The sequence below is a fragment of the Agrobacterium sp. GW821-FHT14E08 genome (genome assembly GCF_058803865.1).
On the sequence record NZ_JBXAPJ010000001.1, the window covers coordinates 188639 to 202620 of the forward strand.

Below are 13982 nucleotides of genomic sequence, written 5' to 3' on the forward strand. Positions count from 1 at the left end.
GCTGAGAATGGCCATACCGCGAGCAGCAAAAACACAGAAGCGGACCCGCATTCAGGAAGAAAAGCAGGAGGCGATTCTCGAGGCTGCGCTCAGTGTATTCTCCATCAACGGCTTTCGCGGCTCCACCATCGACCAGATTGCCGAGGCGGCCGGCATGTCGAAGCCGAATGTGCTTTATTATTTCCGTACCAAGGAGGCGATGCATCGCGCGCTGATCGAGCGGGTGCTGGACACATGGCTTGACCCGCTGCGCGCTTTTGATGCCAAGGGCAATCCCGAAAGCGAGATCCGCTCCTATATTCGTCGCAAGCTGGAAATGTCGCGCGATTTCCCGCGCGAAAGCCGCCTGTTCGCCAATGAAATCCTGCAGGGCGCGCCGCATATCGAGGACGAGCTGAAAGGGCCGCTGAAACAACTGGTGGATGAAAAGGCCGAGGTCATCCGCGCCTGGGTGAAGGCGGGGCGGATGGCCAAATGCGATCCCTATCACCTGATTTTCTCGATCTGGTCGACCACGCAGCATTATGCGGATTTCGATGTGCAGGTGCGGGCGGTGCTGGGTGAGAAGAATGGCGGCGAGGGCCGTTTTGAGGATGCGGCCCGGCATCTGGAGCAGCTTTTCATGGGCGGATTGCGGATAACCGGTTAAGCGGGGCGGTTCTCGCGAATATGTGATCGTTTCTTTCTGTCAAAACATGAGGAAAATTATCACCTTTATACTTTACTCCAAAACTCATCTTTATTATGGTGCCGGCATCCCCAACGTCGGGGCATTGAAAAATCAACCGGCAGGTGAGGGAATGGCACGCAAGGAAAAGAAGAAGGCCGAACGCGGCGGCAAGCAGGGCAAGGGCGCTCCCCAGACCGAGCGTGACGTGGCCGAACAGCAGCTTTCCGGCCCGAAAAGCTTTCTTTATGTCGGCGGCCGTGACTGTCAGGTTGCGCATCTTCGCCAGATCGCCAGCAATTTCGGCGCGGAGCTCATTCATCACGATGGCGGCCTGCGTGAAGCCGTCTCCCGCATCGATACCGTGCTTCCCTCCGTCGACTGCGTTTTCTGCCCGATCGACTGTATCAGCCACGATGCGTGTCTGCGGGTGAAGTCCGGTTGCAAGAAATTCGGCAAGACGTTCATTCCGCTGCGCAACGGCAGCAAATCCAGTCTGGAGCGGGCGCTGCAGACGATGAATGAACGGACCTCGAACGATGAGCGACGAGCGCAATAATTTTAAGGATGGAGTGCCAGCGGCGGCGGAAGCCTGCCGCGTGGAACTGCACAAGATGGCCGAACAGGCCGCCGATCCGGCGTTGCCGGACATCTATGAAATCATCGGTGAACGCGAAAGGCGCAACCGCCTTACCGGAAGCGGCGGCAATGTCGTGACCTTTCCCTATCTGCGCACCCGTCAGCCCGGTGAAACACCATCCTTCGAAATCGGCGCGGCGGCCGAAGAGGGCCGCAATATCCTGTCGTTTCGCTGGACGCGGCGTAAGGGCTAAAACTTAGCCCTTCGGCTTTAGAAATGCTCCGGCGCACAGCACCAGCCATCCGGCAATCATGCCGAGGCCACCTGTGGGTGCGGCGTAGGGAAACAGGCTGTGGCCGGAAAAATGCCGGGTGACGAGATCGCCGACAAAAACCGCAGTGCCGAGGCCGAGGATCAGGCCCGCGGGAATGGCGGTTCTGATGCGATCCGCGCCGATATGAAGCGCCACAAGCACCGGCGCATGCGCCAGCGCCATGGCCGAGGCATTGCCGAGCATATAGGTTTCGCCGGTATGGGTGGCGGCGGCTGCGAGCATCACGCCGGCCGCGCCCGTGAGGCCGCCCAGCAACAGAATAAAGGCCCGCAATCTTTCGCGGGGCAGGCTTGCGATGGTCGCGCTCTGCATGGTCATTGGTTGTCCGCCTCCTGGTTCTGCATGTGAAAGGCCAGCCGCTCGACCGGCGTCCAGATGATCTCGCGAAGCTTCGGATTTTCGATGGTCTCGTCCATGGCGCGGCGGAAGCAGAGCAGCCATTCATCCCGCTCGGCGGGGCCGATGGGGGCGACGAAGTGGCGGCGGCGGAGCATCGGGTGGCCGTGTTTCTCGACATAGACGGGCGGTCCGCCAAGATATCCCGTCAGATAATCGTAAAACTTCGCCTCGCTGCCAGAAAGATCGGCGGGATGGATCGCGCGGCAATGTGCCGCTTCGGGCAGGGTGTCCATCAATTCATAGAAACGCCGGGTCAGCGCCCTGACGGTCGCATCGCCACCGATCGCTTCATAAAGGGTAATGGTCTCGCCGCTCATAATCCGCCTCTTGTTGGCCCTCCGGTCCTTATCGCTCCATGGAGCCCGAAGAGCAACAGGGCACGGGCGGGGTGCGACATTTGCGACACCGCGCTGATAAGTTCTCAGTTTTCATTTTCGACGGATCGTTGAAGAGCCTCAACAGCGATTTTGAGCGGCGCCACATGTTCGGTGACCACGGCCCAAACGACGTCATCCGCGATCTTGTGGTACTCATGACGCAGAATATTGCCGATCCCACGAATCTGTTTCCACGGTACGTCCGGCGTAAGCTCCAGCAAGTCATCGGGTAGGTGACGGGACGCTTCGGAAACGATTTCGAGGGCGCGTTGCACGGCGAGTTTGAGGAGCCAATTTTGCTGGAAATCAGCGAGTGACAGGCCTGCGGTGTGGGTCTCAATGCCGTTTATGGCCTCCAGAATTTCGGCGAGAACCGGCCCGACCCTACGTCTGGTCATCAAAATATCCGTACTGCGGATTGTTCGATGTCATTCCGGAGCAGCGGGTGAAGGCTGTTGCGCGTCGTCACGTCGACTTCCACGGCCAATTCTTCTTCCAGAAACTGCTTGATACCGACGAGATCGATCAACGAGAAACTGCGTCCCGGATCATAGTCGATGAAGAGGTCCAGATCGCTGGAGGCAAGGGCCTCATCGCGGGCCGTCGATCCAAAAAGATAGAGAGACGTCGCGCCCATGCTTTTCACTGCATGGGCGTATTGCTTGAGTTTCCTTATTGCGTCCGTTCTCTTCATGCCCGCAGCTTACACCATCGCGTATGCGGCATCCACTCTCACCCAAAATTACGGATGAGATCGAGCCCCTTGTTCAGAAGCGTTTCGGCTTCATCCTGATTGGCGGCCTCGACATAACAGCGCATTTCGGGAGCGTTGCCGGAGGGGCGGAAATGGATGGTGCTGCCGTCGGTCAGCGCCACACGCAGGCCGTCTATGTCGCTGAGCGTTTTCACCGCGCCGACCGGGGCGAGGAAGGTTTCGAGATTGCTGCGTGAGGCGCGCAGATGCGCCATCAGGGCGGCGCTCTTTTCCTGCGCGAAGTTCTCCAGACGGTCGGCGGCGGCAACCGGCAGCCTGTAGGCGGCTGCGATTTGCGACAGGGGTTTTTTCTGTTCGGCGGACAGAAGCAACACGGCGAGGACAGGCAGGAAGCTGTCACGCGTCGGCAGCGGCGAAAGTGCCCTGCCGTTAAGTGTGAAGGCGGAGGCAGTCAACAGGCCGCCATTGGCCTCGAAGCCCATGACGCCGTTCTTTCCCTCGGCAAGCGCTTCACCCATGCCGGCGATCACGAAAGGCGAGCCGACCTTGGTGCGGACAACTTCGAACGAACCGCTCGCTTCAATGCCGGAATTGGAGGTGACGGGGGTGACGACCACGCCCGCATCGAGAAAATTGGCTGTGATGAGCCCGATCAGGTCGCCGCGCAGCGGCACGCCGTTTTCATCGGCGAGCAGGGGACGGTCGCCGTCGCCATCGGCGGAAACGATGGCGTCCAGACCGTGTTGCGGCGCCCATTCTTTGAGAAGCGCCAGCGTTTCCGGTGAGACCGCCTCGGTATCGACGGGAATGAAGGTCTCGGAGCGGCCGAGCGGCACGACATCAGCGCCATAATGGGCGAGAACGTCGACGAAGAGATCGCGCGCCACCGTGCTGTGCTGATAAACGCCGATCTTCAGGCCCGACAACGCCTTTTCCGGCAGCAGCGCGATATTGCGCTCGTAGAAAAGTTCGGCGGCGATTGCGGAGTGATCCTCTGCCGTTTCCGCCTCGTCGCTGATGCCTTCAGCCTCGACCTTTGCTGCGAGTGCGGCAATCGCCGTTTCATCCCGTTTGTCGATTTCGCCGTCGGGACGATAGAACTTGATGCCGTTGCGGTCGGCCGGAATATGCGAGCCGGTGATCATCAGGGCTCCGGCCTTGAGGGAAAGTCCGTAAAGCGCCAGCGCCGGGGTCGGCACCGTGCCGCAATCAAGCGGTGTCAGGCCGGCCTTTTTCAGCGCGGCAATGCAGGTTGCGGACACATCCGGGCTCGAATCGCGAAAATCGCGGGCCACAAGAATGGGGTCTCCCGCCTTTGCCTGGCCCGATGCGAGAAGGTGTCTTGCAAATGCCGTGGCATAGACGGCAGAGGCTTTTCCTTTCAGATCGACAGAGAGGCCGCGAAGGCCGCTCGTTCCAAATTTCAGGCTCATGCCAAACTCCGTTTCGATAAAATCTTTGAGGTTCAAATGGATAATGTAAAAATATAACGCCTGAAAGAACCGTATCGATCCATTCAAGTCAATCGTCTCTTTCATGGTGGTCGCGAATAGGCAATGATGACGGGCATGAGGCGGGTAACCTAAAATTCACCCGTCATATTTAAACTTGCCCGTTGATAGCGGCCTTGGCGACGGTGAAAACAATCCGTTGCCGGCCTTTTTGTGGTTCGTTCGAGTTGGATTGGCTGATGTACAGGCTTCAAAAGGCGGGACATAAGCAGGCACGTCCGCTGGATGAAAAAGCGGCGCCCGCCGCCAGACCCCATGGTTCCCTGCTGGACGATCTGGCGGACGAGGACGAGGTTTTCGAACGCACGGTGCTGAAAGAGCATCTTGAGCCGAAGCCGGCGGCCGCCATTGCCGAACCAGCTCCGGCCGCGCAATCCGTCAAGGCGACCTCGCCGAGCGCCAGTCTGGCGAATGCGCTGCCAGGCCTGAAATATATCGACAGGATCGGCCTGGACGATGTGCTCATCTGGCTGCGAAACGGCATTGTGTGGATCGTGCTTGCGATCATTCTCTGTGTCGCCGCGTCACTTTCCTATGCCTATATGACGCCGCCGCGCTACACGGCCTATACGGATATCGTCGTCAACCCCTCCAACCTCAACGTCGTCAGCGACGGGGTATTCTCGCCGAACCAGCAACGCGACACCCAGATTCTCGAGGTGGAGAGCAAGCTGCGCACCATTACCTCGCGCAATGTGCTGGCGCGGGTGGTGGATGAGCTGAAGCTTGACCAGGATGCGGAATTCATCAAGCCGCCGCCGCTTGCGCGGTTGAAGGCGATTTTTTCATCGAAACCGGAGGATGGCGACAACAGGGTCGGCGCGCTTCGTTCGCTCGGAGACCGGGTGGCGGCGGAACGCGATCCACGTTCCTTCGTGGTGACGCTTTCGGTCTGGACCAATGACGCGGAAAAATCCGTGATGGTCTCGAAAGCCATCGTCAAGGCTTTCGAAAGCGAGCTGTTCCAGACGACATCCGACAGCAGCCAGCGCATCGTCGATGATCTGAGGACCAGGCTGGAGGAAATGCGTGAGAACGTGACGGTGGCCGAAAAGCGCGTCGCGGATTTCCGCCGCGAAAACGGCCTGCAGGAAAATAACGGCCAGCTGGTCAGCAATCTTGCGTCCGGTGAGTTGAATGCGCAGGTGCTGGCGGCGCAGCAGCGTGTCATTCAGGAGGAATCACGCCTCAAGCAGATGGAGGCGGCGATTGCGCAGAACCGCACGCAGAGCGACGCCATCTTCGACAGCCAGACCATGAACACCATCCGCGCGCAATACAGCACCCTGCAGCAGCAGATCGGCGCGATGACGCTGACCTATGGCGCGCGACATCCCCGTCTGGCGACGGCGGGGGCGGAACGCGACATGCTGGAGCGCGGCATGGCGGACGAGGCGCGGCGCATTTTGCAGGCGGCGAAGACCAATGTCGCCGAGGCCCGTTCCTCGCTCGACGCCCTCAGGCTGAAAGCCGTGGCGGAGCGCGCCAATGTCTTTACCGACAACGAGGCGCAGGTGCGGCTGCGCGATCTGGAACGCGACGCCAATTCGGCCGCGGCGATCTACGAGACCTATCTCAACCGCTCGCGGCAGATCGCCGAGCAGCAGACGATCGATGCCACCAATGTGCGGGTGATTTCGCAGCCGGTGGCGCCCAATTCCAGAAGCTGGCCGCCGGGCAAGCTGATCTTCCTGATCGCCGGCGGCGTGGGCGGTCTGTTCCTCGGTCTTGGCATTGCCATAGCGCTCGGGCTTCTGGGTTATCTGCGCCGCAAGGATCATGCGGACATCGCGGCGCGCTAGCTCGAATGGGAGCGCTCGGGTCCGATTATTCCTCGGAAATCAGGCCGTCATAAACCTCGAGCAGGGCAGCGGCGATGGCAGCGCCCAGGGCATTGCCCGCATCACGGATGCCAGCCTCGTCGCCGTCACGGACGGAGACGGCAAGATCGGACGCTTCGTTTGCGACGATTTCTTTCGCCCGCTCTATCGCCCAAAGGCCGAAATCGCCGCGGTTGTCGATCGATATGGTTTCCATGGCCGGGACCTTTCCTTTGGTTTGGTTTCGTCGTCCCTTAACCCATCGGTAGCAAAACCGGAATAGGACGGAGAGGGAATGGCAAGGGTCACTCAACCTTCAGGCGTATAAATTGCTTGCCTCAAGCTCAGGATTTATAAAAATATTAATGATAGTTCTTCGTAGTGTTTGAAGCCTTATGGCCTAGCATCTGCGTGAATATAACAATGAAACGATGCCTATCTTGGACACCGGACAGAATATGACAGGGAGAGACATCCCGGATTCGGAAGGACCTGGCACAATCTGGCCGGTCATTCCGCTTGCGGCTTTGCCCATCACTGACGCGACGATCGACGAGACGGCACAGGATTTCATCCTGCGCGCGGAAGGCGAGCGCGCGGCCGGCTCCAGGCCGTTTTATTCGACCTCGGCGAATGGCCAGGTGATTGCGCTCTGCCATCAGGACAAGGAATTCGACGCCATGCTGCGGCAGGCGGACCAGATTCACGCCGATGGCATGTCGCTGGTGATCTTTTCCCGCAAATTCTGCACCACGGCGCTGCGGGAACGTGTCGCGACCACGGATCTCGTTCATGCGGTGGCCCGCCGGGCGGAAGAGACGGGCACGCGGTTTTATTTCCTCGGCGGTTCCGAAGATGTGAACCGCGCCGCCGTTGAGGAAATGCAGAGGCTTTATCCGCGTCTGGTCTTCTCGGGTCGGCGCAACGGCTATTTCAGGCGGGATGAAGAGGAGGCGATCCTCGCTGATATCGCCGCATCACAGACGGATATTCTCTGGGTTGGCTTCGGCATACCGCTGGAGCAACGTTTCGTTTCGCGCAATCTCGACGGGCTTTCCGGCATCGCGGTGATAAAGACCTGCGGTGGCCTGTTCGACTTTCTCGCTGGCAAGAACAGCAGGGCGCCGCAATGGATGCAGGATATGGGGCTGGAATGGCTCTACAGGGCCATGCTCGAGCCGAAACGTCTCGGCAAGCGTTATCTGCTGACCAATCCGATCGCCATTTATTCGCTGCTGAAACATCGCTATAGCGCTTCCGGTCAGAGCCGGTAGGGTCTCGCTGCGGCAAGGTCTGGCGCTGCTCCCGTCTCCCGCACCTTACTTAAGGCCATTCTAACTTATTGAATGAATGCGTCCCCGTGCCGAAATTCGTTGCAACTGCGCGCAACGGCGCTACATTAGGCGGATATTAGAAATTTATTCGAATCAGAGATATTTGAGGACAGCGATGGTTATTACGTCCGTTTCTCTTTTCATATATGGAATTGGTACCGTTACCTCTCTTGCCATGACCTATATCGAAGGCGCCCGCCGTGACAGGGATTGGGACCTTTATCGGGTGACCGGTATCATCCTTTGCTTCTTCTGGCCGGTTCTTGTGCCGCTTCTCATTCTCGCGGCTGTGTTTTCGTCATTCGGCTTCCAGAAACGGCATTTGAATCCTGTCTCGCTGCACAGGGAAAAAACCCTGAGCTGAGACTTGCGAGCCGAGATTTGCGCTGCAGACGGAACTCGTCCGTTTCAGGCCTTTTTCGCCGGTGCCTTGTAGGGGGTCAGCGTAATGCCGAGGCTCGCCAGCACACGGCCGATGGACATGAGCGGCGGATGGGTGGCGGGCAGCAGCGACCCGGTTTTAAAGAATGCGGAAACGGCGCGGACCACTGAAAGACACAGGCTGACGGCGTTTTTGGCGGTTAGCAGCAGCCCGCCCTTCAGGCCGGGGCGTCGGGCGCGGTCAATGCTGTAGTTGATGATGCCCGTCCTGAGCGAGCGCTCCATGATCCAGCGCGGCGCCATGCGGTTTTCCGGCACATATTCGATGATGAGGGCTTGGGCATTCCAGGCGAATTTGAAACCGGCCTTGCGGCAGCGGGTGAAGAAATCCATGTCGCCGCCGCCGAGGAAATTGAATTGCACGTCGAATTCCGGTTTTGCCAGCGTTTCGAAAACTCGTCTGGAGATCAGGCAATTGCCCGATCCGTGAATCTGATCGACGGGACCGGTTGGGGATTCGATGGAGCCGAATAGCGGATGCGACAGAACCGCCTTCGATGCGGGTGCGTCGAATTCGCGGTTGACCGGACCGCCAACGATATCAGCGCCGAAAGATCTTGCAGCCGAGACCATCTCGGCGAGCCAGACCGGGGAGGCCGCCTCGTCGTCGTCGATCATCAGGAACCACTCAGCGGAAGGATAACTCTGCCGGGCGGTGCGGAATGCGGTGTTGATGGCGTAACAATTGCCCTGTGTCGGTTCCACCAGAGCCTGACCTGTCACTTCATTTTCGGCAAAGAAGGAGCGCGCAACGGCAAGACCTGCCTGGCCTGCGCCATCATTGTCGACCACGACGATGGCGAAGGGAAAATCGACCTTCTGGGCCAAAAGCGACGCCAATGTCTTCCGCAAGCCTTCGGGCCTGCGGAAACTGGGAATGCACACCACCGCTTCCGGCATGATTTCGGACATGGAAACTCCTAAATACCGGCAAGCGCTGCGGCGGAAAAAACGACGGCCCTGAGGCTTTGGCGCGGGCGATTGAGGAATGTGTCGGCAAGCGCCGAAACGGCCTCACGATAACGGCGGGCGCGAAAGGCCTGCGCCACCGTATAGGCATTCATGTGATTTTCGGACCTGTGACGGAGCCGCCTCAGTTCCTGCGGCGTGATGGCGGCGACGATGGCGGGGTCCGAAAAAACCGCCTCGATCGCCGGTTCACAGTCCCGGAACGTCAAAAGCCGGTTCATCATCACGCTCGTCCTGTGCACCCGGTAATCGAGAACATGCTGGCCCGGCAGATAGACGAAGCGGCCGGCGGCGGCCAGCCTGCACCAGCCATACCAGTCTTCCGCGTAACGCAACGTCTCGTCAAAACCGCCGAAATCCTGAAAGATGCGCGTTCGGACCAGCATGATGCCGCCATTGACGATGAAATTTCCGCCCAAAAGCGGCTGCAGGATGAAACCATCAGGCTTTTCCCGCCGGCGGATGAGATTGCGACGGCCGATCTTGGCGCCATTTTCGTCTATACGCTCGTAATCGCCATAAACTGCAACGACATCTGGTCCGGAGACGCCGGCGCCAAGGGCGGCGATGGCGCCCGCTTTCAGGCGGTCGTCGGCATCGAGAAACATCGTCCACTCGCCGCGCGCCTGCGAAAGGCCGAAATTGCGCACGGCGGAAACGCCCTGCCGTCCCTGTGGCCGGGCCAGCAGTTTAACGCGGGGATCGGAGAAACCTTGCACCTTCTGTGCCGTTGCGTCGGTGGAGCCGTCATCGACGACCAGCACTTCGCAAACGGTTTCGCCCTGGAACAACACGCTTTCGATCGCTTCCACGATGTAACGCTCACCGTTGCGAACGGGAATGACAATCGAGACGGAAACCAAGACTTTAAACTCCATGGGGCGTGGGCCAAGAATTCGCACAGCGAAGTTACTACCCGATTAAGCGGGCTCGCGCCAATTATGACGTGGTATAGCGTCAGTTAACCTTGCAAATCTTTAATATCCTTTTGGCATGATTGAGATGTTATGTTTTGAGAATTAGAGCGCCCTTCGTCCTTCCGGATGTATCAGGACGCTCTGAAACTTTTGATCTGCGTATCGTTCCTGTCGAGAATCCATTCCGATTTTCGACCGATGCGCCGGGGTTGCGGAGGCGGGTAAATGCGGATCGGGCGACGGAATTTTCTCGGTGGTGCGGCATGTGCCGGCCTGTTGCATGGCATGGCTGGCCAGGGATTTGCCGCGCAGAAGAAAGCGCCGGTTAAAACAGCTCCCTATGGTGCGGCCGTTTATCTTCCTGACCTCACCGCCGATAGCCGCATCGGCGAGGCGGTGGTCAAATATTGCTCACGCATCACCCCCGTTACCGAAATGAAATGGGAGGTCATGCGACCTTCCGAAGAAGTGTTCGATTTTGCCGCCGCCGATGCGCTCGCCAATTTTGCGCGCCAGCACAATCTTTCCATGCATGGCCATCCGCTCATCTGGTACGCCTCCAACGCGCCCTGGCTTGCCGGCGTCCGCGGTGCGAAGGTCGAAAAGCTGATGGAAACGCACATCGTCAAGGTGATGGAGCGCTACAAGGATGTGATCCATAGCTGGGATGTGGTCAATGAGCCGATCCCCGACGTGCCCGGCAATGTCCGTTCGCGGCGCGACGCCTGGTATTACGGCGCGGGTCCGGACGCGATCAAAAAAGCCTTCGAGATCGCCCATGCCGTCGATCCGAAAGCCCAGCTGGTCCTCAACGAATATGATGTGGAGTTTTCGGTCGAAAAATCGCCGGCCAAGCGGGCAGCCTTCCGTAACCTAATTCTCGAACTGCTCGAGAAGGGCGCGCCCATCAACGCCGTTGGCCTGCAGGGGCATCTGCGCGGCGGCTGGCCCATCGCCAAGGATGAGCTTGCCGCCTTTACCAAGGAAATGCGCAGTTACGGTCTTGCCGTTCTGGTGACGGAACTGGATGTGATGGACCAGACGCTGCCCGCGCCGGAAGCCGAACGTGACATGCTGATAAACCAGCAGGTCCGTGATTTTCTCGAAGCGGCTTCAGAAGGCGGGCCGCTTTCCTCCATCACCACATGGGGCATTTCGGACCAATATACCTGGATCCGCTGGGCCTATCCGCGCCGGGACGGCACCGTGAACCGGCCGCTGCCGCTGGACTGGAGCTTCAACGAAAAGCCGATGATGGCCGTCATCAATGAATTCCGGAACCGTGGTGCATGACTATGAGTGCTGAAATGCCGCTTCCTCCCGTACAAAAGGCGCTGCAAATCAATCTTCATCCCTTCGATGCGCCGCATGCGGCCCTTACCCTTCCGCATCAGCTGCGGGTCTGGGGCGGGCAGGTGGACCGCATTCTCCTGACGGTCGATACCGGCCAGGTGGGGGCAGGGCGTTACAAGGGCAATGGCTTTGCGGCGGCGAGCAAACGCCTGTTCGACATGCTGGAGGAAATGCAGACCAACTATCCGCATCTCCATGTGGATGTCGTCGACTACAGCGATGCTGCGCGCCATGCCGTGACGGAGACGTTCTTTTCGCGCTCGCCGATCCCCTATCCCGCCAAGGCCTTCGACGGCGGCCCTTTCCATGTCTATTTCCACGGGCTGAAACGCGCCAATGCCCGTTATGTGATGCATATGGACAGCGACATGATGTTTGGCGGCGGCAGCCAGAGCTGGTTCGACGAAGCCATTGCGCTTCAGAAAGCCAATCCGGACGCGCTCTGTATCACGCCCTTTTCCGGGCCGCCGACCGTGCGCGGCGATCTCGATGTTTCGCGCCATGTCGGCATGCCGGGGGTTCGAAACATTCCCGAACCGCGCAAGCTGCCGTCACGCATTCCCACATGGCGCTTCGCCACCGTTTCCACCCGTCTTTTCATGATCGACATGGACCGTTTCGCAAAGCGTATCGGTTCGCTCGAATTGCTGAGGCCGGATGTCAAGCGGCGTATCCGTTCCTATGCCTATAACCAGCAACCGGTCTCGATGCCCGCCGAAGAGGTGCTGAGCACCAATATGATGCGCGTCGGCGTTCACCGGCTGGATTTTCTCGGCACCACAAAGGGCATGTATTCGCTGCACCCGCCTTATCGCTCGCCTGAATTTTACGCGGCGCTGGGCTCCATTGTCGAGCGTATCGAAAAGGGCGATATTCCCGAAGGCCAGCTCGGCGATTTCGACATCAACGGATCGATGGTGGACTGGACGAGCGCGCTTGCCGCCAAGACGCGCTCCAAACGTTATGCGAAGGCGCTGCGCCACCTGTTCTCGGCGAATGTGCAGCGTTTTACCAAGGCCTAACCGGGGTCGTAAGCCGGGCGCCTCATCATCGGCGCGGAGGCGCAGGTCTCAATAGTCGGTGATGAGCTTGCTCCAGCTCTCCGAACTCAGCCCGCCAATATAGATATCGCCGGCAAGCGCCCTTTCCCTGAGCGCTTCGTCCCGGGTGGCCATGCAGAAATAACCGCGATGACGGAACGTCATGTGGTTCTGGCGGTAAAGCGCGTTCATGAGAAAGGGCTGTGACATGCCCGTGACATGGGCATAGCCCTGATCGTCGAAATGCCGGAACAGGGCGTTGAGCACGTCGTTTTCGCGGCCGGCGTCGCAGACAAGGTTCAGCACATAGGCGGTCCGTCCCGCCTGTCCGAAGAACAGGGCAGCGCCGATGGCCTGGCCTTCGGCGTTTTCAATCGCGACGCTGCTCAATTCGCCGAGCGTGTCGTTGGCTCTGCTCATTTCTATCAGCCAGTGGAATTCCCCGTGGGACCATTCCGGGCGAACGGAAAAGCGCTCGATCATCGTCAGCGCCGTGCAGCGGAACGTTTCGAAATCCACCGGTCTCACTTTGGTGCCGGCGACCTCCTGCGGTCTGATGCCTTTTTTCCAGGAGCGCAGGATGCGGTCGGCAAAGCCGAGCACCATCAGAGCGGGCGTGGATTTTGCCAGCTGCGAACGGCGGGGCATGCCCAGCGCTATGGCGCAGAAAGGCTTCAGCGCCTTGTGCCATTGCAGACTTTCCATCGGCAGCATATTGCCGCCGATCGCGATCCAATGATCGGCACTGACGGGGGAAGCGGTGTCCGAAAACAGCATATCGTGTTTCGTCGCCCGCATGCCGCGGGACAGGCGCGCGGCTCCAAGCGCCCCGAGTTTTCCTTTCGACGCGAAAGCGCACAGCAATCTCGCCGTTATGGTTTCTCCGTTCGCGACAAATCGCATGGGTATGGCAAGGATGACGCTTGTGACCCCGTTTTCGCCCGCGTCGTAGACGACGCTGCCGTGATCAGGGTGAAAGGCGGGACTGCCAAAAAACAATGTCTCGATGTAAGAACGGAAGTCGAAGCTTCCTTCACGTCCGGTCTTCTTGAAAGCGCTATCGAGCACGACCTCGACGGCCGGGACGTCCTCCCTGAGCATGGGACGAACACCGGTTGCACCCGTCTGAACCGGGCGTTGTGTTGACTGATCGTTGTTGCTATCGTCCATATTGGTGTGTATCGGAACGTCCACCTTAGGTTTCCAGCCCTTTGCGTTTATGAAATCAACAAGCCAAAGATATATCGTTAGTTGTTAATATACGCTAAACAGAGTTTCGGATTATTACTTTAGTATATTCGTAATACAGCAAAATGTCGTCGCCGTTAAACAGAGGCAGGCGACCTCTTTCAGTGGCCTGTGTTTATCAAACAATAGGGAAATCAGCAACTTAAATTTGGAAGATGAAGATGGATCACGATGGAAATTCTATGTATTTCCATATGGTTACTTTCAAGTATCGTCTTCGGCTCCGTTCTTTCGGGGCAGGGACAGATCGCGTAAATACTATTCTTCCGTGTATTAT

Annotated in this window: 16 protein-coding genes and 1 pseudogene; 8 read left to right on the forward strand and 9 right to left on the reverse strand. The window is 58.7% G+C overall.

The genetic code is table 11. The annotated features are described in order from the left end of the window. Positions 1-7 precede the first annotated feature (7 nt). The 3 genes and pseudogenes from AC1ROR_RS00895 (at position 8) to AC1ROR_RS00905 (ending at position 1500) form a co-directional block, all read left to right on the forward strand. The gene (locus tag AC1ROR_RS00895; protein ID WP_035220013.1) at positions 8-649 is read left to right on the forward strand and encodes a TetR family transcriptional regulator C-terminal domain-containing protein; all 642 of its coding nucleotides are present in this window, start codon (positions 8-10) and stop codon (positions 647-649) included. A gap of 253 nt (positions 650-902) precedes the next feature. After that, positions 903-1226: pseudogene (locus AC1ROR_RS00900) on the forward strand (DUF2325 domain-containing protein); the annotation flags it as partial. Beyond that, complete coding sequence (locus tag AC1ROR_RS00905; protein ID WP_498588346.1) at positions 1207-1500, forward strand: hypothetical protein; 294 nt, start codon at positions 1207-1209, stop codon at positions 1498-1500. The pseudogene AC1ROR_RS00900 and the gene AC1ROR_RS00905, both read left to right, overlap by 20 nt. Before the next feature lie 3 nt (positions 1501-1503). Here the strand turns inward: AC1ROR_RS00905 and AC1ROR_RS00910 are convergent, their stop codons facing one another. The 5 genes from AC1ROR_RS00910 to uppO all read right to left on the reverse strand — a co-directional run bounded on the left by AC1ROR_RS00910 (position 1504) and on the right by uppO (position 4505). Next, a complete protein-coding gene (locus AC1ROR_RS00910; protein ID WP_498588347.1) occupies positions 1504-1899 on the reverse strand; it encodes a DUF423 domain-containing protein in 396 nt (131 codons plus the stop codon). After that, the gene (locus AC1ROR_RS00915) at positions 1896-2297 is read right to left on the reverse strand and encodes a group II truncated hemoglobin (protein WP_498588348.1); all 402 of its coding nucleotides are present in this window, start codon (positions 2295-2297) and stop codon (positions 1896-1898) included. Before AC1ROR_RS00915 ends, AC1ROR_RS00910 begins: the two co-directional genes overlap by 4 nt. A gap of 104 nt (positions 2298-2401) precedes the next feature. Next, positions 2402-2755: a HepT-like ribonuclease domain-containing protein gene (locus AC1ROR_RS00920; RefSeq protein WP_498588349.1), complete on the reverse strand. Its 354-nt coding sequence runs from the start codon at positions 2753-2755 to the stop codon at positions 2402-2404. Further along, positions 2755-3051, reverse strand: a complete 297-nt coding sequence (locus AC1ROR_RS00925) for a nucleotidyltransferase family protein (RefSeq protein ID WP_498588350.1) — start codon at positions 3049-3051, stop codon at positions 2755-2757. Before AC1ROR_RS00925 ends, AC1ROR_RS00920 begins: the two co-directional genes overlap by 1 nt. A gap of 38 nt (positions 3052-3089) precedes the next feature. Next, complete coding sequence (uppO, locus tag AC1ROR_RS00930; protein WP_498588351.1) at positions 3090-4505, reverse strand: polysaccharide biosynthesis phosphomannomutase UppO; 1416 nt, start codon at positions 4503-4505, stop codon at positions 3090-3092. A 257-nt stretch (positions 4506-4762) separates the two neighbouring features. Between uppO and uppM the strand changes: the two genes are divergently transcribed. Continuing rightward, positions 4763-6385: a polysaccharide biosynthesis protein UppM gene (gene uppM, locus AC1ROR_RS00935; protein WP_498588352.1), complete on the forward strand. Its 1623-nt coding sequence runs from the start codon at positions 4763-4765 to the stop codon at positions 6383-6385. Positions 6386-6410: 25 nt separating this feature from the next. Here uppM and AC1ROR_RS00940 read toward each other — a convergent pair whose 3' ends face one another. Continuing rightward, on the reverse strand, positions 6411-6620 hold the full coding sequence (locus AC1ROR_RS00940) for a hypothetical protein (RefSeq protein ID WP_003491679.1): 210 nt from the start codon (positions 6618-6620) through the stop codon (positions 6411-6413). A gap of 256 nt (positions 6621-6876) precedes the next feature. Here AC1ROR_RS00940 and uppL point away from each other — a divergent pair, with 256 nt between their 5' ends. Both uppL and AC1ROR_RS00950 read left to right on the forward strand, forming a co-directional pair. Beyond that, positions 6877-7677 carry a polysaccharide biosynthesis UDP-hexose transferase UppL gene (gene uppL, locus AC1ROR_RS00945; protein WP_498589150.1) on the forward strand — a complete coding sequence of 267 codons (801 nt, stop codon included), beginning with the start codon at positions 6877-6879 and terminating at the stop codon, positions 7675-7677. A 175-nt stretch (positions 7678-7852) separates the two neighbouring features. Continuing rightward, positions 7853-8101 (forward strand): hypothetical protein, encoded by a 249-nt coding sequence (locus tag AC1ROR_RS00950; RefSeq protein ID WP_035220026.1) that lies wholly within the window; start codon positions 7853-7855, stop codon positions 8099-8101. Positions 8102-8145: 44 nt separating this feature from the next. Here AC1ROR_RS00950 and uppJ read toward each other — a convergent pair whose 3' ends face one another. Next, positions 8146-9090 (reverse strand): polysaccharide biosynthesis UDP-hexose transferase UppJ, encoded by a 945-nt coding sequence (gene uppJ / locus AC1ROR_RS00955; protein WP_035220028.1) that lies wholly within the window; start codon positions 9088-9090, stop codon positions 8146-8148. 8 nt (positions 9091-9098) lie between these two features. Next, entirely contained in the window at positions 9099-10010 is a 912-nt protein-coding gene (uppH, locus tag AC1ROR_RS00960) for a polysaccharide biosynthesis endo-1,4-beta-xylanase UppH (protein ID WP_498588353.1), read from the reverse strand. 279 nt (positions 10011-10289) lie between these two features. Between uppH and uppI the strand changes: the two genes are divergently transcribed. Next, positions 10290-11357, forward strand: coding sequence for a polysaccharide biosynthesis UDP-hexose transferase UppI (gene uppI / locus AC1ROR_RS00965; protein ID WP_137038101.1), 1068 nt, complete (start codon positions 10290-10292; stop codon positions 11355-11357). 2 nt (positions 11358-11359) lie between these two features. Next, entirely contained in the window at positions 11360-12439 is a 1080-nt protein-coding gene (gene uppG / locus AC1ROR_RS00970; protein WP_035220031.1) for a polysaccharide biosynthesis glycosyltransferase UppG, read from the forward strand. 48 nt (positions 12440-12487) lie between these two features. Here the strand turns inward: uppG and AC1ROR_RS00975 are convergent, their stop codons facing one another. Further along, on the reverse strand, positions 12488-13558 hold the full coding sequence (locus AC1ROR_RS00975) for a GNAT family N-acetyltransferase (protein ID WP_498589151.1): 1071 nt from the start codon (positions 13556-13558) through the stop codon (positions 12488-12490). Between the last annotated feature and the right edge of the window lie 424 nt (positions 13559-13982).

Excerpts from the sequence above, each read along its gene's own strand:
- uppJ (WP_035220028.1), bottom strand. The coding sequence starts at position 9,090 with ATGTCCGAAATCATGCCGGAAGCGGTGGTGTGCATTCCCAGTTTCCGC.
- uppI (WP_137038101.1), top strand. The coding sequence starts at position 10,290 with ATGCGGATCGGGCGACGGAATTTTCTCGGTGGTGCGGCATGTGCCGGC.
- AC1ROR_RS00950 (WP_035220026.1), top strand. The coding sequence starts at position 7,853 with ATGGTTATTACGTCCGTTTCTCTTTTCATATATGGAATTGGTACCGTT.
- uppO (WP_498588351.1), bottom strand. The coding sequence starts at position 4,505 with ATGAGCCTGAAATTTGGAACGAGCGGCCTTCGCGGCCTCTCTGTCGAT.
- AC1ROR_RS00975 (WP_498589151.1), bottom strand. The coding sequence starts at position 13,558 with ATGCTCAGGGAGGACGTCCCGGCCGTCGAGGTCGTGCTCGATAGCGCT.
- AC1ROR_RS00915 (WP_498588348.1), bottom strand. The coding sequence starts at position 2,297 with ATGAGCGGCGAGACCATTACCCTTTATGAAGCGATCGGTGGCGATGCG.
- uppG (WP_035220031.1), top strand. The coding sequence starts at position 11,360 with ATGAGTGCTGAAATGCCGCTTCCTCCCGTACAAAAGGCGCTGCAAATC.
- AC1ROR_RS00920 (WP_498588349.1), bottom strand. The coding sequence starts at position 2,755 with ATGACCAGACGTAGGGTCGGGCCGGTTCTCGCCGAAATTCTGGAGGCC.
- AC1ROR_RS00940 (WP_003491679.1), bottom strand. The coding sequence starts at position 6,620 with ATGGAAACCATATCGATCGACAACCGCGGCGATTTCGGCCTTTGGGCG.
- AC1ROR_RS00895 (WP_035220013.1), top strand. The coding sequence starts at position 8 with ATGGCCATACCGCGAGCAGCAAAAACACAGAAGCGGACCCGCATTCAG.
- AC1ROR_RS00905 (WP_498588346.1), top strand. The coding sequence starts at position 1,207 with ATGAGCGACGAGCGCAATAATTTTAAGGATGGAGTGCCAGCGGCGGCG.
- AC1ROR_RS00925 (WP_498588350.1), bottom strand. The coding sequence starts at position 3,051 with ATGAAGAGAACGGACGCAATAAGGAAACTCAAGCAATACGCCCATGCA.
- AC1ROR_RS00910 (WP_498588347.1), bottom strand. The coding sequence starts at position 1,899 with ATGACCATGCAGAGCGCGACCATCGCAAGCCTGCCCCGCGAAAGATTG.
- uppM (WP_498588352.1), top strand. The coding sequence starts at position 4,763 with ATGTACAGGCTTCAAAAGGCGGGACATAAGCAGGCACGTCCGCTGGAT.